Origin of the sequence: Streptomyces fuscichromogenes, assembly GCF_014645815.1 — a bacterium.
In the GTDB taxonomy this organism is placed as follows: Bacteria; Actinomycetota; Actinomycetes; order Streptomycetales; family Streptomycetaceae; genus Streptomyces; species Streptomyces fuscichromogenes.
Window position 1 is genome coordinate 389,002 of sequence record NZ_BMML01000008.1, and the last position, 18,466, is coordinate 407,467.

General features: G+C 71.7%; 10 protein-coding genes. 9 read left to right on the plus strand and 1 reads right to left on the minus strand.

Annotation, left to right across the window (positions count from 1 at the left end):
• The first annotated feature begins 193 nt into the window (after positions 1–193).
• The 7 genes from IEZ11_RS20410 (at position 194) to IEZ11_RS20440 (ending at position 12,495) form a co-directional block, all read left to right on the plus strand.
• The gene (locus IEZ11_RS20410; RefSeq protein WP_189264230.1) at positions 194–2,095 is read left to right on the plus strand and encodes an ABC transporter ATP-binding protein; all 1,902 of its coding nucleotides are present in this window, start codon (positions 194–196) and stop codon (positions 2,093–2,095) included.
• Positions 2,092–3,960 (plus strand): ABC transporter ATP-binding protein, encoded by a 1,869-nt coding sequence (locus IEZ11_RS20415; protein WP_189264231.1) that lies wholly within the window; start codon positions 2,092–2,094, stop codon positions 3,958–3,960. The genes IEZ11_RS20410 and IEZ11_RS20415 overlap by 4 nt, the downstream gene beginning before the upstream one ends.
• 30 nt (positions 3,961–3,990) lie before the next feature.
• Entirely contained in the window at positions 3,991–5,841 is a 1,851-nt protein-coding gene (locus IEZ11_RS20420) for an ABC transporter transmembrane domain-containing protein (protein WP_189264232.1), read from the plus strand.
• Complete coding sequence (locus IEZ11_RS20425) at positions 5,838–7,577, plus strand: ABC transporter ATP-binding protein (protein ID WP_189264233.1); 1,740 nt, start codon at positions 5,838–5,840, stop codon at positions 7,575–7,577. Before IEZ11_RS20420 ends, IEZ11_RS20425 begins: the two co-directional genes overlap by 4 nt.
• A gap of 296 nt (positions 7,578–7,873) precedes the next feature.
• Positions 7,874–9,919, plus strand: a complete 2,046-nt coding sequence (locus IEZ11_RS20430; protein WP_189264234.1) for a M4 family metallopeptidase — start codon at positions 7,874–7,876, stop codon at positions 9,917–9,919.
• Between the two features lie 250 nt (positions 9,920–10,169).
• Entirely contained in the window at positions 10,170–11,819 is a 1,650-nt protein-coding gene (locus IEZ11_RS20435; protein WP_189264235.1) for a M4 family metallopeptidase, read from the plus strand.
• Between the two features lie 157 nt (positions 11,820–11,976).
• On the plus strand, positions 11,977–12,495 hold the full coding sequence (locus IEZ11_RS20440; RefSeq protein WP_189264236.1) for a DUF1990 domain-containing protein: 519 nt from the start codon (positions 11,977–11,979) through the stop codon (positions 12,493–12,495).
• A 66-nt stretch (positions 12,496–12,561) separates the two neighbouring features.
• Here the strand turns inward: IEZ11_RS20440 and IEZ11_RS20445 are convergent, their stop codons facing one another.
• Positions 12,562–15,186 (minus strand): glycosyltransferase family 1 protein, encoded by a 2,625-nt coding sequence (locus IEZ11_RS20445; RefSeq protein ID WP_189264237.1) that lies wholly within the window; start codon positions 15,184–15,186, stop codon positions 12,562–12,564.
• 330 nt (positions 15,187–15,516) lie between these two features.
• Between IEZ11_RS20445 and IEZ11_RS20450 the strand changes: the two genes are divergently transcribed.
• Both IEZ11_RS20450 and IEZ11_RS20455 read left to right on the plus strand, forming a co-directional pair.
• The gene (locus IEZ11_RS20450; protein WP_189264238.1) at positions 15,517–17,571 is read left to right on the plus strand and encodes an alpha-1,4-glucan--maltose-1-phosphate maltosyltransferase; all 2,055 of its coding nucleotides are present in this window, start codon (positions 15,517–15,519) and stop codon (positions 17,569–17,571) included.
• Positions 17,568–18,466 (plus strand): alpha-amylase family glycosyl hydrolase (locus IEZ11_RS20455; RefSeq protein ID WP_268239915.1); only part of this gene is annotated, 899 nt, incomplete at its 3' end. The genes IEZ11_RS20450 and IEZ11_RS20455, both read left to right, overlap by 4 nt.

Genomic DNA, 18,466 nt, shown 5'->3' on the forward strand with positions numbered 1-18,466 from the left:
TCAACCGATCGGCTGATACGCCGGATCCGCTTGTACGACCCGCGGAACGACCCCCGGTACGACTACCGGTACGACTACCGGTACGGCCCCCGGTACGGCCACTCGAACGCCCAGGTCGTAGGACCAGCGGCCGGTCCCGGTCCGGCCAAAACTCGGTGGGCGTTGTCAGTGCCGGTCCGTAGGCTCGCCCCTGATGCCTCCGACACGTGCAACCACCAAGGAACGCTCCGCCGTCCGTACCCTGCTGCGCCTGTGGCCGTACGTACGGCCGGTGCGGGTACGGCTGTCCGTCGCCGCGTGCGTGGCGATCGTCGCCTCCTGTACGGGGCTCGTGATCCCGCTCGTCCTGAAGTGGATGGTGGACGGCCCTGTCGCCGACCGCGACCCCGGCGGGGTGTGGCTCGGCGCGCTGTACCTGCTGCTGCTCGGCATCGCTGAAGCACTGCTCTTCGGCCTGCGCCGCTGGCTGGTCGCCAGACCCCTCTCCCGGGTCGAGGCGGGGATGCGCGCGGACCTGTACGGCCATCTCCAGCGCCTGCCGGTCGCCTTCCACGACCGCTGGGCCTCCGGCCAGCTGCTCTCCCGGGCCACCACCGACCTGATGCTGCTCCGGATGTTCCTCGCCTTCCCGCTGACCTTCCTGCTCGTCAACGCGGTGACGATCCTCGTCGGCGTGCTGATCATGCTGGCGCAGGACTGGACGCTGGGCCTGGTCATCCTCGGGCCGACCATCCCCGTGGTCTGGACGTGCGTGATCTTCGAGAACCGGTACGCGGACGTGGCCCGGCTCGCCCAGGACCAGGTCGGCGACCTCACGACGGTGGTCGAGGAGAGCGTGCTCGGCATCCGCATCATCAAGGGGTTCGGCCGCCATCGCAGCCAGGCCCGCGCGTTCCGCGAACTGGTACGGACCCTGCGGGGCACCGAGCTGCGCAAGGCGCGGATGCTGGCGATGATCTGGGGCGTCATCGTGACCCTGCCCGAGGTGGCCATCGGCGCGGCCCTCTTCTGGGGCTCGGTGCAGGTCGCGGAGGGCGACCTGAGCGCGGGCACGCTGGTGGCGTTCCTGTCCACGGCGCTGGCGCTGCGCTGGCCGGTGGAGTCGATCGGCTTCCTGCTGGCGATGAGCCAGGAGGCGGCAACGGCGACGGAGCGGTACTTCGAGGTACGGGACGCGTTGGAGGAGGACGCCGGTTCGTCGTCGGCTGCGGGTGAGCGTGGGCCGAGCGCGCAGTTCCCCGCGCCCCTTCAGGGCGCCTCGGCGCGGCGCCCCGCAAGGGGCGCGGGGAACTGCCCGACCAGCCCCCACCGGCCGGCAGCCGAGGGCGACCCCCGGCCCCACGCTCCCGAACCCGCCGGTATCCGCTTCGAGAACGTGCGGTTCCGCTACCCCGACGCCGCCCCCGACTCGCCCCCCACCCTCGACGACGTCGACCTGCACATCCGCTCCGGCGAGTCCATGGCCCTGGTCGGCGCCACCGGCAGCGGCAAGACCACCCTCACCGCCCTCGTCCCCCGCCTGCACGAGCTCACCTCGGGGCGGATCACCCTGGACGGCCGGGACATCACGGCCATGCCCCGCGAGGAACTCCGCTCCCTCGTCTCCGTCGCCTTCGAGGAACCCACCCTGTTCTCCGCCTCGGTCGGCGAGAACGTGCTCATGGGTGCCGAGGACGGCGCCGGCGGGCCCGACCTGGCGCGGGCCCTCGCCGTCGCCCAGGCCGACTTCGTACACGCCCTCCCCCAGGGCACCGCGACCCAGGTCGGCGAGCAGGGCCTGAGCCTCTCCGGCGGCCAGCGCCAGCGCCTCGCGCTCGCGCGGGCGGTCGTCGGCCGCCCCCGCTTCCTGGTGCTGGACGACCCGCTCTCCGCCCTGGACGTGCACACGGAGGCCGCCGTCGAGGCCGCCCTGCGCGACGTACTCGCCGACACCACCGCGCTGATCGTCGCCCACCGCCCCTCCACCGTCCTGCTCGCCGACCGGGTCGCCCTGCTCTCCGGCGGCCGGGTCACCGCCGTCGGCACCCACCACGAACTGCTGCGCAGCAACGCCGAGTACGCCCACCTGATGTCCGGGGAGGATCACCGCCGATGACCGCCGCCACCTCCCTGCCCGCCCCCGACGAGGACGACGAGCGCCCGCACCCGCGTACGGCCGGCACCGCCGGCGGCGACCCCTTCGACCGGGACGTCCTGCCCACCCCGCCCGGCGCCACCGCGGCCCTGCTGCGCTCGCTCCTCGCCCCCATGAAGGCGCGGGTCGCCTTCACCTCGTTCCTCCTGCTGCTCCAGCAGGCGGCGGTCCAGGCGGGCCCGCTGCTGGTGGCGTACGCCATCGACCGGGCGGTACCGGCGTTCCGCCGCCACGACCACGGCCCGCTGATCGCGGTCGCGCTCGGCTACGCCCTGAGCGCGCTGTTCTCCGGCGCCCTGCAGTACGCGTTCGTCCGGGCCTCGGCGCGCGTCAACCAGGACGTGCTCCTGGACCTGCGCGGCCGCATCTTCCGCCACGCGCAGGCGCTGAGCATCGACTTCCACGAGCGCTACACGTCCGGCCGCCTCATCTCCCGTTCCACCACGGACGTCGAGTCGCTGCGCGAGCTCCTGGCCGAGGGCCTCCAGGAACTGGTCACGGTCGTCCTCTCCTTCCTCTACATCTCGGCGATGCTGCTCTGGCTGGACCTGGGCCTCGGCGCGGTCGCGGTGGCGAGCTTCGTACCGCTGTACCTGCTCGTGCGGCTGTACCAGCGGCGCGCGGTACGGGTGTACAAGGCCCGGTCCACGGCGATCGCGACGGTGATCGTGAAGTTCGTGGAGACGATGAACGGCATCCGCCCGGTGCGCGCGTTCCGCCGGGAGGCCGCCAACGACGCCGAGTTCGCGGTACTGAACCGCCGCCACGAGCGCACCAACGGCGACGCGCTGCTGGAGATGGCGCGGTACGTGGTCGGCTCCCGGCTGGTCGCCAACACCTCGGTCGCGGTGATCGTGCTCTGGGGCGCCTACCGGGTGGCGTCCGGCTCGCTGGAGCTGGGCGTCCTCGCCGCGGCAGTCCTGTACCTGCGGCGGCTGTACGACCCGATCGACCGCCTCGGCATGTTCCTGAACTCGTACCAGTCGGCGGCCGCGTCGCTGGAGAAGATCGCCGGCCTGCTGGCCCAGACCCCGTCGGTGCCCGAGCCGTCCACGCCCAGGGAGCTGCCCCCGTCGCGGACCGGGCTCCCCGGCCGCGAGGTCGTCTTCGACGGTGTCCGCTTCGCCTACCGCACCGGCGGCGAGGTGCTCCCCCGCTTCGGCCTCACCCTCCCGGCCGGGCAGACCGTCGCGGTGGTCGGCTCCACCGGCGCCGGCAAGTCGACGCTCGCCAAGCTGCTCGCCCGCTTCTACGACCCGACCGACGGCCGGGTCCTGCTGGACGGCGTGGACCTGCGTGAACTGACCGTGGCCGAACTGCGGCGCGGGGTGGTGATGGTCACCCAGGAGGCGTTCCTGTTCTCCGGCACGGTCGCCGAGAACATCGCCATCGGCCGCCCGGACGCCACCCGCGAGGAGATCGAGCAGGCGGCCAAGGCGATCGGCGCGCACGAGTTCATCGCCGCGCTGCCCGACGGCTACGACACGGACGTCCGCAAGCGCGGCGGGCGGATCTCGGCCGGGCAGCGCCAACTGGTCGCGTTCGCACGCGCCCTGCTCGCCGACCCGGCGGTGCTGATCCTCGACGAGGCGACCAGTTCCCTGGACATCCCCGGCGAACGGGCCGTGCAGCGGGCCATGTCGACCGTGCTCAAGGGCCGTACGGCCGTGGTGATCGCCCACCGGCTGTCCACCGTGGAGATCGCCGACCGGGTGCTGGTGATGGAGCACGGCCGGATCGTCGAGGACGGCCGTCCGGCCGAACTCATCGCGGGCACGGGCCGGTTCGCGGATCTGCACCGCGCCTGGCGGGACAGTCTGGCCTAGCCGAGTGGCCGGGAGAACGGGGTTCGCAGGATGATCGACGCGTACGAGGATCCGGGCCGGCCCGACACGCGCGGCGGCTGGTCCTACCTGTGGTGGCTGGTGACCTGCCAGCCCCGCCGCTCGCTCGCCGGGGCGCTGCTGAGCAGTGTCTGGCTGACACTGATGGCGGGGACGCCGTACATGATGGCCCGCGCCGTGGACGACGGCCTGGTGCCCGGCCGTATGACGGTGCTGGCCGTCTGGACGGCGGCGATCTTCGTGCTCGGCGCGGTCAACGCCTGGCTCAGCATCATGCGCCACCGGACGATGACCCGGGTGCGGATGGACGCGTACTTCCGCACGATCAAGCTGCTCGTCGGGCAGTCGGTACGGCTCGGCGCCGAACTGCCGCGCCGGGCGGACGCCGGGGAGGTCGTCACGATCGGCGTCGGCGACGTGCAGACCATCGCCCAGGCGCTGACCGTCGTCGGTCCCGGGGTGGGCGCGGTCGTCGTGTACGCGGTGGTGGCCGGCCTCCTGATGACGATCTCGCCCCTGCTGACCGGTGTGGTGCTGCTCGGGGTGCCGGTGGTGGCCCTTCTCGCGGGTCCGCTGGCCCGGCGGCTCCAGGGCCGGGAGACCGAGTACCGGGAACGCCAGAGCGTGCTCACGGCCCGCATCGGCGACCTCGCGGGCGGCCTCCGCGTCCTCAACGGCCTAGGCGGCAAGGGCCTGTTCGCGGACGCCTTCCGCCGTGACTCCCAGCACCTGTGCGCCCAGGGCTACCGGGTGGGCGCGGTCGCCAGCTGGGTCCAGGCGCTGGGCATGGGCCTGCCGACGGTGTTCCTCGCGGTGGTCACCTGGATCGCGGCCCGGATGGCGGCCCGCGGCGACATCACGGTGGGCCAGCTGGTCTCGGTGTACGGCTATGTCGCGGTGCTGGTGGGCCCGGTGGCGTTCCTCCTGGACATGGGCTACCAGCTGAGCCGGGGCGTGGTGGCGGCCCGCAGGGTGGTGCGTCTGCTGCGTCACGAGCCGTCCCCGGACGAGGGCACCGGGCAGTCCCCGGCCGGCCCGGCCGCTCTGCACGACCCGGAGTCGGGAGTACGCCTGCGCCCGGGCCGCCTGACGGCCCTGGTGGGCGCCGGCCCGACGGAGACGGGCACGGTGGTGGACCGGCTGGGCCGCTACACCCCGTCGGACGTGACGTGGGGAGACGTACGCCTGGACGCCGTGCCCCTGCGGGACGTACGCACCCGGATCCTGGTGGCCGACCACGAGGCCGACCTGTTCGCGGGCCCCCTGCGTGATGCGATCGGCGCGGGACCACATACGAAGAACGCCCACACCGCCCCCCAAAGCAACGCGCTGCCACATCACACGGCCGACCACAACGCGGCCCCAAGGGGCGCGGGGAACCGCGCGACCAGCCACGACGGCGCCGCACCCGCCGACGCACCCCCCGCCGCATCCCTCGCCGCGCGAACCGCCCAAGCCCTCCACGCGGCCGCGGCCGAAGACATCGTCCAGGCCCTCCCCCACGGCCTCGACTCCGAACTCACCGCCCAGGCCCGCAACCTCTCCGGCGGCCAGCGCCAACGCATCCGCCTCGCGAGGGCGTTGCTCACCGACCCCGAGGTCCTCCTGGCCGTGGAGCCCACCTCCGCCCTGGACGCCCACACCGAGGCCCTCGTGGCGGAACGCCTGCGCACCGCACGCTACGGCCGCACCACCCTCCTCACCACCACCTCCCCGCTGGTGCTGGCCCACGCCGACGAGGTGGTCTTCCTGGTGGACGGCAAGGTCGCCGCGACCGGCACCCACGAGGGGCTGCTGGAGTACGAACCCGGCTACCGCGCCCTCGTGGCCCGCGACTCGGAGGAAGAGGAGACCGTCAGGTGACGACGAGCCAGCTCCCGGTCGCCGGCCGGGCCGACGTCCGCCGGGCCACCGTCCGCCTGGTGAAGGCGGACCGCGGTGCCTTCGCCGCCGCCCTGCTGCTGAACGCGGCCGCGGCGGCCGCCGGCCTGGTCGGCCCGTGGCTGGTGGGCCGGATCGTGGACGAGGTGCGGGCCGGCCACGGCGTCGGCGCCGTGGACCACCTGGCCCGGTGGATCCTGCTCTGCTCCCTCGCCCAGCTGCTGCTCGCCCGCTCCGCCCGCTACCTCGGCCACCGCTTCGGCGAGCGCACCCTGGCCCGGGTCCGCGAGGAGTTCGTGGACCGGGCGCTCGCGCTGCCCGCGTCGGCCGTGGAGCGGGCCGGCACCGGCGACCTGACCGCGCGCGGCACCGGCGACGTGAGCACCGTCGGCACCACCCTGCGCGACGCCGGGCCGGAACTGCTGGTCAGCACGGTGCAGGCGCTGTTCGTGATGGTCGCGGTGTTCGTCCTCGACCCGCTGCTGGCCGCGTTCGGGGTGCTCGGGATGACCCCGATCTGGTTCGCGCTGCGCTGGTATCTGCGCCGGGCCCGGGACGGCTATCTCGCCGAGGGCGCCACCACCTCCGGGGTCGCGGAGATCGTGACGGCGACGGTGGCGGGCGCCCGCACGGTGGAGGCGTTCCGGCTCCAGGAGCAGCGGATCACCGCGAGCCGGGACGCGTTGGAGACCAACAGGAGGGCCCGGTTCCACACCCTGTGGCTGCGGACGGTGTTCTTCCCGGCGGTCGAGGTGTCGTACTCCGTGCCGGTGGCGGGGGTGCTGCTGGTGGGCGGGCTGCTGCACGCGGGCGTCGGCGTGGTGGTCTCGGCGGCGCTGTATCTGCGGCAGTTCACCGAACCGCTGGACCAGATCCTGCTGCGGGTGGAGCAACTCCAGTCCAGCGGTGCCTCGTTCGCGCGGGTGGAGGGACTGGCACAGGCCCCGCGGGCGGCTGCGGACGGCGGGGGGCCCGCACCGGCGGACGACCGGATCGACGTGCGCGCGGTGCGGTACGCCTACGAGCGCGGCGGTGAGGTGCTGCGCGGGGTGGACCTCACCGTGCGGCCCGGGGAGCGGCTCGCGGTGGTCGGGCCGTCCGGCGCCGGGAAGACGACGCTGAGCCGGCTGCTGGCGGGCGTCGACGCGCCCGGGTCGGGCACGGTGACCGTGGGCGGGGTGCCGATCGCCGGGCTGGCACCGGAGCGGCTGCGCCGTCAGGTCGTCCTGGTCACCCAGGAGCACCACGTCTTCCTCGGCACGGTCCGGGACAACCTGCTGATCGCCGAACCGGCCGCGTCCGACGCCGGCCTGTGGGCGGCGCTGGCCGCCGTCGGCGCCGACGACTGGGTGCGCGGCCTGCCCGACGGCCTCGACACGCGGCTCGGCACGGGCGGTACGGCCGCCGACGGCTCCCGGGCCCAGCAACTCGCGCTGGCCCGGGTGGTGCTGGCCGACCCGCACACGCTGATCCTGGACGAGGCGACCGCACTGCTGGACCCGGCGACCGCCCGGCACACCGAGCGCGCCCTGGCGGCCGTGCTCGAAGGCCGTACGGTCATCGCCATCGCCCACCGCCTGCACACCGCCCACGACGCCGACCGGGTGGCGGTGATGGAGGGCGGCCTCCTCACCGAACTCGGCACCCACGACGAACTGGTGGCGGCGGGTGGCGCCTACGCGGCCCTCTGGGCGACCTGGCACGGAGACCCCGCCTGAGACCGGATCCGCCCGGACGGCGTCGGCCAATGCTCCGCATACCGAACATGAACATCCGGTCAACGAACGATTTCCGGCCAAGTTTCTGACGCGGTCCTGACAGGTGGCGTTTTCTGCTGCCACTCTTCCCACGGCCGACTCACAGCAACCCCACAGCTTCACTCCGCCGCTGCTGCCGGGTCGGGCACTGCATGCGCACATGGTTCCGCGTTACGCCCAGTTCTGCCCGGCCGGCCCACCCGCCGTCCGGATCTCCCCTGGCCGTGCGACCCGCGGCCACGCAGAAGGAGTCAGTGTTGAGTAGCAGTTCCTCTCGCAGACGCACCCCCCACAGCACGTACCGCCGTACCGCCGCAGTGGCCCTCGCGGGCGTCACCGCCCTGATCGCCGCGGCCGTCCAGTCGGGCGCCGCCAGCGCCGCCCCGGCCGCCCCGCGGACCGGCCGGGCCAACCCGGCGCACACGGCCGTCAGCCTCTCGCCCTCGCAGCGCGCGGAGCTGCTGCGCGACGCGAGCGGCGAACGCGCCGCCACCGCACGGGCGATAGGCCTCGGCGCCAAGGAGAAGCTGGTCGTCAAGGACGTCGTGAAGGACGCCGACGGCACCCTGCACACCCGCTACGAGCGCACCTACGCCGGTCTGCCGGTGCTCGGCGGCGACCTGATCGTCGACACCGCGAGGTCGGGCGCCACCGAGCGGGTCGTCAAGGCGAACGGCCACACCCTGAAGGTCGCCGGCCTGACCCCGGCCAGGAGCGCGGCGAGCGCCGAGAGGACGGCCCTGGCCGCCGCCCGGACGCTGGGCTCCACCAAGTCCGCGGCCGACGGCGCCCGCAAGGTGATCTGGGCCGGCTCCGGCACCCCCGTCCTCGCCTACGAGACGGTCGTCGGCGGCTTCCAGGACGACGGGACGCCCAACCAGCTGCACGTCATCACCGACGCGGCCACCGGCAAGAAGCTCTTCGAGTACCAGGGCATCGACACCGCGACCGGCACCGGCAACACCCAGTACAGCGGCACGGTCTCGCTGACGACCACCCAGTCGGGCTCGACGTACAACCTGACCGACGGCGACCGGGGCGGCCACAAGACGTACAACCTGAACCACGGCACCTCGGGCACCGGCACGCTGTTCTCGCAGTCGAGCAACACCTGGGGCAACGGCACCACGTCGAACGCCGCCACCGCGGGCGCCGACGCGCACTACGGGGCCGCCGAGACCTGGGACTTCTACAAGAACACCTTCGGCCGCAGCGGCATCAAGAACAACGGCGTCGGCGCCTACTCCCGCGTCCACTACGGCAACTCGTACGTCAACGCGTTCTGGGACGACAGCTGCTTCTGCATGACCTACGGCGACGGCTCCGGCAACGCGGACCCGCTGACCGCCCTGGACGTGGCCGGCCACGAGATGAGCCACGGCGTCACGTCGAACACGGCCGGCCTCAACTACACCGGTGAGTCAGGCGGGTTGAACGAGGCGACCTCCGACATCATGGGCACCGGCGTGGAGTTCTACGCGGCCAACTCCACCGACGTCGGCGACTACCTCATCGGCGAGAAGATCGACATCAACGGCGACGGCACCCCGCTGCGCTACATGGACAAGCCCAGCAAGGACGGCGGTTCGGCCGACTACTGGTCCTCCTCGGTCGGCGGCCTCGACGTGCACTACTCGTCCGGCGTCGCGAACCACTTCTTCTACCTCCTCTCGGAGGGCAGCGGCGCCAAGGTCATCAACGGCGTCAGCTACAACTCGCCCACCAAGGACGGCCTTCCGGTCACCGGCATCGGCCGGGACAAGGCGCTCCAGATCTGGTACCGGGCGCTCACCACCAAGTTCACCTCGACCACCAACTACGCGGCCGCCCGTACCGGCACCCTCGCGGCGGCGGGCGAGCTGTACGGCACCACCAGCACCGAGTACAAGGCGGTGCAGGACGCCTGGGCGGCCGTGGCGGTCGGCGCGCGGTCCGGCGGCGGTGGCGGTACGGGCACCTCGTACGAGAGCACGACAGCCGTGTCGATTCCGGACAACGGGCCGGCGGTCACCTCGTCGATCACGGTCTCCGGCCGGACCGGCAACGCCCCGAACAACCTCCAGGTAACGCCGAATATCAGCCACACGTGGCGTGGTGACCTGGTGATCGACCTCGTCGGTCCGTCCGGGACGTCGTACCGCCTGAAGAACTTCAGCTCGTCCGACTCGGCGGACAACGTGACGGACACCTACACGGTGAACGCCTCCTCGGAATCGGCCAATGGCACCTGGAAGTTGAAGGTCCAGGACCAGGCCGCGCAGGATGTCGGCACGATCAACGGGTGGAAGCTGACCTTCCCGTAACCGCAGGCGGCAGACGCGCCCGGCGGGCGCCGTCCAGGGGTCCCCTTCCCTCGGGCGGCGCCCGTTTTACATGCCCGCAATGTTCACCCGACACCTGCTTTTCGGCCAACATCACTTCAGGGTCATGACATGTACGCGACCTTGATGTCACTCTTCCTTCACCCGTCGCACAGCACAGCAACTTCACACCCCACAGCCGGGCCGGCAACCCCATTCCCGCCCGGACTCCCCACATCCTGAAGGAGCTTGAGTGAGCCCCCTCTACGCGCGTCACAAGCGCACCACGCTCGCCATCGCCACCGCTGTCGCCGCCGGCGCCCTGCTCACCACGGGTATGACCGCGAACGCCTCGGCCGCCGCCAAGCAGCCGCTGGCCGCCGCCCCCACGCTGCTCTCCAACTCCGCCCGCACCGCCCTGATCCAGAAGGCGGACGCGAACGTCGCCGAGACGGCCAAGCAGATAGGCCTCGGCACCAAGGAGAAGCTGGTCGTCAAGGACGTCGTCAAGGACGTCGACGGCACGGTGCACACGCGCTACGAGCGCACCTACGCGGGCCTGCCGGTCCTCGGCGGCGACATCGTCGTGCACACCTCCAAGGCCGGCAAGACCGAGGGCGTCACCAAGGCGACCAAGGCGACCATCAAGGTGGCCTCCCTGAAGCCGCAGCTCACCGTCGCCAAGGCGGAGAAGGCGGCCCTCACCGCCGCCAAGACGCTGGGCTCCACCAAGTCCGCGGCCGACGGCGCCCGCAAGGTGATCTGGGCCGGCTCCGGCACCCCCGTCCTCGCCTACGAGACGGTCGTCGGCGGCTTCCAGGACGACGGCACCCCGAACAAGCTGCACGTCATCACGGACGCGGCCACCGGCAAGAAGCTCTTCGAGTACCAGGGCATCGAGAACGCCACCGGCACCGGCAAGACGCTGTACTCCGGCACGGTCAGCCTCACCACCTCGCTGTCCGGCTCGACGTACTCGCTGACCGACGCCTCCCGCGGCAGCCACAAGACGTACAACCTGAAGCACACCACCAGCTCCGGCACCGGCACCCTGTTCACCAACACCACCAACACCTGGGGCACCGGCACCGCGTCCAGCTCCACCACCGACGTCACCGCGGCGGCCGACGCCGCCTACGGCGCGCAGGAGACCTGGGACTTCTACAAGAACACCTTCGGCCGCAGCGGCATCAAGAACGACGGTGTCGGCGCCTACTCCCGCGTCCACTACGGCAGCTCGTACGTCAACGCGTTCTGGGACGACGACTGCTTCTGCATGACCTACGGCGACGGCGACAGCAACACCCACCCGCTGACGTCGCTGGACGTGGCCGGCCACGAGATGAGCCACGGCGTCACCGCCAACACCGCGGGCCTCAACTACAGCGGCGAGTCCGGCGGTCTGAACGAGGCCACCTCGGACATCTTCGGCACGGGTGTCGAGTTCTACGCGGCCAACTCCTCCGACCCCGGTGACTACCTCATCGGCGAGAAGATCGACATCAACGGCGACGGCACCCCGCTGCGCTACATGGACCAGCCCAGCAAGGACGGCGGCTCCGCCAACTACTGGTCCTCGACGGTGAAGAACCTGGACGTGCACTACTCGTCCGGCGTCGCGAACCACTTCTTCTACCTCCTCTCGGAGGGCAGCGGCGCGAAGACCATCAACGGCGTCAGCTACAACTCGCCGACGTACAACAGCTCCACCCTCACCGGCATCGGCCGGGACAAGGCCCTGCAGATCTGGTACAAGGCCCTGACCACGTACTTCACGTCGACCACCAACTACAAGTCGGCCCGCACCGGCACGCTGTCCGCCGCGGCCGCGCTGTACGGCTCCGGCTCCACCGAGTACAACGCGGTGGCGGCCGCCTGGACGGCCGTGAACGTCACCGCGTGACGCGCTGAGCAGTGCCCCGCAAGGGGCGAGCGGAACTGCGCGACGAGCCACGACGGCGCCGCGGTCGACTGACCGCAGGTCGCGGCACTTCCAGCAGAACGCTCAGGCGGGCCCCCGGGACGAAGTCGCCCCGGGGGCCCGTCCTACGCTCTCCCCCATGTCCTTCACGTACGAGGCGGTCGGCGTCACCCGCGAGAACCTCGCCGCCTGCCCGCCGGGCTTCCACCCCCTGTTCGTGCGCACGCGCATAGGCGAGGGCCAGGAAGTCTTCCAACGGGCCGCCGAGGCGGTCCTCACCTGGGAACTCCACCGCGCCCTCGGCGTGGGCATCGACGCCGGCGCCGACCGCGCGGCCCCCGGCGTCGACGTCACCGTCACGCTGGCCGGCCTGATCAAGGCCCCCTGTCGCATCGTCTGGACGGCCGAGGAGTCCCGCCGCGCCGGCTGGGCCTACGGCACCCTCTCCGGCCATCCCGAATCCGGCGAGGAGGCCTTCGTGGTCGACCGCACGGGCGACGGCACGGTCTGGCTCACGGTCGCGGCCTTCAGCAGACCCGCCAAGTGGTACGCCCGCGCCGGCGGCGCCGCGACCCGGGGGCTGCAGCAGGCGTACGCGCGACGGTGCGGGACGGTGCTGCGCAGGATCTGCGCGCCGGCCGAGGCGACCGGGTTCTGACCGCCGGACAAGCGACGGAGGCGGTGGGGCGGACGGCTGCCGCCCGCCCTCGCCGCGCTCACGGCGTCACCGCATCAACACCCCCGCACCCGCCACCGCGCCTTCCGAAGGGGCCGTCACCAGCCCCAGCTCCGCGCCGGACGCCAGCAGGCGGTGGGTGGGGAGGATGCGGACCGTGTAGCCGTAGGGGCCCGTGCGGTCCAGGGACAGGGGGCCCTCGTAGGTCCAGTGACCCTCCAGGTCCGGGCCGGCGATCGGCTTCAACGGCACCGTCGTCGCATCCGTGATGCGGTCCTCCGGGTCGACCCGGCCGGAGACCGCCTGCACCTCCACGTCGTCGGGGGCGAGGTCGCCGAGGCGGACCCGGACCCGCAGGGCCAGGGTGGTGCCCAGTTCGGCGGTGGCCGTGGCGGTGGCGGTCTCGACGTGGTCCACCGAGACGCCGTGCCAGGCCGCCCGCACCCTGCCCTTCCAGGCGGCCAGTTCCCGGGCCCGGTCCGGGGTCATGGACCGGTGGGCGTGGGCCGCCGGGGTGTAGAGGCGCTCCACGTACTCCCGGACCATGCGGCCCGCCAGCACCTTGGGCCCCAGCAGGGTCAGGGTCTGGCGGACCATCTCGATCCAGCGGTCCGGGAGACCGCTGCGGCCCCGCTCGTAGAAACGCGGGGTCACCCGCTGCTCCAGCAGGTCGTACAGCGCCGCGGCCTCGATGTCGTCCCGGCGGTCGGGGTCGGTGCCGGCGCCGTCCGCGGTCGGGACCGCCCAGCCGAAGTCCGGCTGGAACCACTCGTCCCACCAGCCGTCCAGGACCGAGAGGTTCAGGCCGCCGTTGAGCGCCGCCTTCATCCCGCTCGTCCCGCACGCCTCCAGCGGACGCAGCGGGTTGTTCAGCCAGATGTCACAGCCGGGCAGCAGCTTCTGCGCCATCGCCATGCCGTAGTCGGGCAGGAAGACGACACGGTGCCGGACGCGCGGGTCGTCGGTGAACCGGACCAGTTCCTGGACCAGCCGCTTGCCACCGTCGTCGGCCGGGTGCGCCTTGCCCGCCACCACGATCTGGATCGGCCGCTCGGGGTGGAGCAGCAGGTCCATCAGCCGGTCACGGTCGCGCAGCATGAGGGTGAGGCGCTTGTACGAGGGCACCCGCCGGGCGAATCCGATGGTCAGGACGTCGGGGTCGAGGACGCCGTCGATCCAGCCCAGCTCGGCCGTGCCGGCGCCGCGCTGCCGCCAGGACGCCCGCAGCCGCTCCCGCACCTCCAGCACCAACTGCTCCCGCAGACCGCGGCGCAGCTCCCAGATCTCCTGGTCGGCGACGGAGGCGACCGCGTCCCAGCGTTCCGGGCCGCCGACGGTCAGCGCCTCCTCGGTACGGCGGTCGCCCAGCCGCCGGGCGCCCAGCCGGACCACCTCCGGGGCCACCCAGGTCGGGGCGTGCACCCCGTTGGTCACCGAGGTGATCGGCACCTCGTCGGGGTCGAAACCCGGCCACAGCCCGGCGAACATCTCCCGGCTGACGCTGCCGTGCAGCAGCGAGACCCCGTTGGCGCGCTGGGCGAGCCGCAGCCCCATCACGGCCATGTTGAAGAGGTTGGGCTCGCCGCCGGGGTAGGTCTCCATGCCGAGCCGCAGGACGTGCTCCACCCCGATGCCGGGGAGCTCGGCGTCGGTGCCGAAGTGGTGGGCGACCAGCTCCCGGTCGAAGCGGTCGATGCCGGCCGGGACGGGGGTGTGGGTCGTGAAGACCGTGCCGGCCCGGACCGCCTCCAGCGCGGAGTCGAAGTCCAGTCCGGCGGCGACCAGCTCCGCGATCCGCTCCAGGCCCAGGAAGCCGGCGTGGCCCTCGTTGGTGTGGAACACCTCCGGCTCGGGGTGGCCGGTCAGCCGGCAGTACGTCCGTACGGCCCGCACACCCCCTATCCCGAGCAGCATCTCCTGGAGCAGCCGGTGCTCGCTGCCGCCGCCGTAGAGCCGGTCGGTGACGCCGCGTTCGCCGACATCGTTCTCCTCGACGTCGGAGTCCAGCATCAGCAACGGCACCCTGCCGACCTGGGCCAGCCAGATCCGGGCCCGCAGCAGCCTGCCGCCGGGCAGCGCGAGGGCGACCTGCGCCGGGGTGCCGTCGGCCTCCTTCAGCAGCGCCACGGGGAGTTCGTTGGGGTCGAGGACGGGATAGTGCTCCTGCTGCCAGCCGTCCCGGGACAGGGACTGCCGGAAGTAGCCGTGCCGGTACAGCAGGCCGACGCCGATCAGCGGTACGCCGAGGTCGCTGGCGGACTTGAGGTGGTCGCCGGCCAGGATGCCGAGGCCGCCGGAGTACTGCGGCAGGGCGGCCGTGATGCCGAACTCGGGTGAGAAGTAGGCGACGGCGGCCGGGAGTTCGGCCGGCTGCGGACGGGTCTGGTACCAGCGGTCGCCGGTCACGTAGTCGCCCAGGTCGTCGGCGACCGCGGTCAGCCGGCGCAGGAAACGGCGGTCACCGGCCAGTTCGGCGAGCCGGGCCGACGGCACGCTGCCGAGCAGCCGCACCGGGTCGCCCTCCGAGGCGGCCCAGCGCTCGGGGTCGACGGCCTGGAAGAGGTCACGGGTCTCGGCATGCCAGGACCAGCGCAGGTTACGGGCCAGGTCGCTGAGGGGGCGGAGGGGGTCGGGGAGAACGGGACGGACGGTGAACCGACGGATCGCCTTCACATTCCACCTCGTGCAGTTCGCAAGGGGAGCCGTACAACCCTGTGCGGCTCGGCGTCTGTCCGACAGTACCGGTGCGAGGGCCCTGATTGCGGGCGCGGCGAGCGGGAAGGTGTCCGCGGAGAACGGGGCCGGTCTTGTGCGTAGACATACGGCTGAGTAGTTAACAAAGTACCGGATTGCCCACCCGAATAGGGTGGGAAGGCTCCTCCGGTACACCCCGCAGACACAGCATTGACACCAGGCAGCGGTACAACACCAGGTACACCCCCGCAGGCCCACCTCCCCACCATTCATCCGCCCACACCCTCGTTGCCGCGGACAGGAGCGGTCATGCCCGCCACGCACCATTCCTCAGCACCTTCGACCCGGCGCACGTCACCCGGCGCGCCACCCCCCGCGGACGAGGCCACCGCCGTCGGCCGCATACCCGTCCTCGACGTCCGTCCGCTGGTCCAGCAGGGGCGCCGGCCCGCCAAGGCGGTCACCGGGGAGTCGTTCGAGGTCACCGCCACCGTCTTCCGCGAGGGCCATGACGCCGTCGCCGCCAACGTCGTACTGAAGGACCCGAAGGGCCGCCCCGGTCCCTGGACCCCGATGCGGGAGCTGTCCCCCGGCACCGACCGCTGGGGCGCCACCGTCACCGCCGACGGGAAACCGGGCCGCTGGACCTACCAGGTCGAGGCGTGGGGAGATCCGGTCACCACCTGGCGCCACCACGCGCAGATCAAGATACCGGCGGGCATCGACACCGAACTGGTCCTGGAGGAGGGCGCCCGGCTTTACGAACGGGCCGCCGCCGGGGTCCCGAAGGCAAAAAAACGGGAAATCCTGCTGGGCGCGGTCGCCGCCCTCCGCGACGAGGAACGGCCCGCCCCCTGGCGGCTGGCCGCCGCCCTCACGCCCGAGATCGACAAGGTGCTGGCGCGGTATCCGGTGCGGGAGCTGGTGACGGTGTCCGAGGCGCTGCCGTTGCTGGTGGAGCGGGAACGGGCGTTGTACGGCTCGTGGTACGAGTTCTTCCCGCGTTCGGAGGGGACCGCGGAGCGGCCGCACGGCACGTTCCGGACAGCGGCGCGGCGCCTGCCGAAGATCGCGGAGATGGGTTTCGACGTCGTCTACCTGCCGCCGATCCATCCCATCGGGACGACCTTCCGCAAGGGCCGCAACAACACCCTCGCCCCGGGCCCCGACGATGTGGGCGTGCCGTGGGCGATCGGGTCGCCGGAGGGCGGGCACGACAGCGTGCACCCGGACCTGGGGACCCTGGAGGACTTCCGATGGTTCGTCGCCGAGGCCGCCCGGCACGGTCTGGAGATCGCCCTGGACTTCGCTCTTCAGTGCTCGCCGGACCATCCCTGGGTGGAGAAGCACCCGGAGTGGTTCCACCACCGTCCCGACGGGACCATCGCCCACGCCGAGAACCCGCCCAAGAAGTACCAGGACATCTACCCCATCGCCTTCGACGCCGACATGGACGGCCTGGTCGCGGAGACCGTGCGGCTGCTGCGCCACTGGATGGACTGCGGGGTGCGGATCTTCCGCGTCGACAACCCCCACACCAAACCCGTCGTCTTCTGGGAACGGGTCATCGCCGAGATCAACACCGCCGACCCGGACGTCATCTTCCTCGCCGAGGCCTTCACCCGGCCCGCGATGATGCGCACCCTGGCCCAGACCGGCTTCCAGCAGTCCTACACGTACTTCACCTGGCGCACCACCAAACAGGAACTCACCGAGTACCTCACCGAGCTGTCCGGCGAGTCCGCCGCCTGGATGCGGCCCAACTTCTTCGCCAACACCCCGGACATCCTGCACGCCTATCTCCAGCACGGCCACCGCCCCGCCTTCGAGGCCCGCGCCGTCCTCGCCGCCACCCTCTCCCCCACCTGGGGCATCTACAGCGGCTACGAACTCTGCGAGAACACCCCCCTGCGCGAAGGCAGCGAGGAGTACCTCGACTCCGAGAAGTACCAACTCAGGCCACGCGACTGGACCCTCGCCGACACCGAGGGCATCGCACCCCTCATCACCCGCCTCAACACCGTCCGGCGCAACAGCCCGGCGCTGCGGCAACTGCGCGACCTCCACTTCCACCACGCCGACCAGGAAGCGGTGATCGTCTACAGCAAGCGGAGCGGATCGAACACGGTTCTGGTGGTCGTCAACCTCGACCCCCACCACACCCAGGAGGCGACGATCTCGTTGGACATGCCGCAACTCGGCCTGAACTGGCATGAGTCGGTGCCGGTGCGCGACGAGCTCACCGGTGAAACCTACAACTGGGGCAGGACCAACTATGTGCGCCTGGAACCGGGTCGCCGGGCCGCGCACATCGTCACCGTCCTGCGACCGTCCCCGCGGATCGGAGGGTCACCCATACAATGATCGTCAACGAACCCGTCCCGGACACCTTCGAGGACACCCCCGCCAAGGACCGGGATCCGGACTGGTTCAAACGGGCCGTCTTCTACGAGGTCCTGGTCCGCTCCTTCCAGGACAGCAACGGCGACGGCATCGGCGACCTCAAGGGTCTGACGGCGAAGCTCGACTATCTGCAGTGGCTCGGCGTCGACTGCCTCTGGCTGCCGCCCTTCTTCAAGTCCCCGCTGCGGGACGGCGGTTACGACGTCTCCGACTACACGGCCGTACTCCCCGAGTTCGGTGACCTCGCCGACTTCGTGGAGTTCGTCGACGCCGCCCACCAGCGCGGCATGCGCGTCATCATCGACTTCGTCATGAACCACACCAGCGACCAGCACCCGTGGTTCCAGGAGTCGCGCAGGGACCCCGACGGGCCCTACGGGGACTACTACGTCTGGGCGGACGACGACAAGCAGTACCAGGGCGCGCGGATCATCTTCGTCGACACCGAGGTCTCCAACTGGACCTACGACCCGGTGCGCAAGCAGTACTACTGGCACCGGTTCTTCTCGCACCAGCCGGACCTGAACTACGAGAACCCGGCCGTCCAGGAGGAGATCCTCTCCGCGCTGCGGTTCTGGCTGGACCTGGGCATCGACGGCTTCCGGCTGGACGCGGTGCCGTACCTCTACCAGCGCGAGGGCACCAACTGCGAGAACCTGCCCGCGACCCACGACTTCCTGAAGCGGGTGCGCAAGGAGATCGACACGCAGTATCCGGACACCGTGCTGCTGGCCGAGGCGAACCAGTGGCCCGAGGACGTCGTCGACTACTTCGGCGACTACCGCAGCGGCGGCGACGAGTGCCACATGGCGTTCCACTTCCCCGTCATGCCCCGGATCTTCATGGCGGTGCGCAG

What these genes read in the sequence shown, in the direction of transcription:
- IEZ11_RS20420 (WP_189264232.1), top strand. Translation starts at nt 3,991, where the DNA reads ATGATCGACGCGTACGAGGATCCGGGCCGGCCCGACACGCGCGGCGGC.
- IEZ11_RS20410 (WP_189264230.1), top strand. Translation starts at nt 194, where the DNA reads ATGCCTCCGACACGTGCAACCACCAAGGAACGCTCCGCCGTCCGTACC.
- IEZ11_RS20415 (WP_189264231.1), top strand. Translation starts at nt 2,092, where the DNA reads ATGACCGCCGCCACCTCCCTGCCCGCCCCCGACGAGGACGACGAGCGC.
- IEZ11_RS20440 (WP_189264236.1), top strand. Translation starts at nt 11,977, where the DNA reads ATGTCCTTCACGTACGAGGCGGTCGGCGTCACCCGCGAGAACCTCGCC.
- IEZ11_RS20450 (WP_189264238.1), top strand. Translation starts at nt 15,517, where the DNA reads ATGCCCGCCACGCACCATTCCTCAGCACCTTCGACCCGGCGCACGTCA.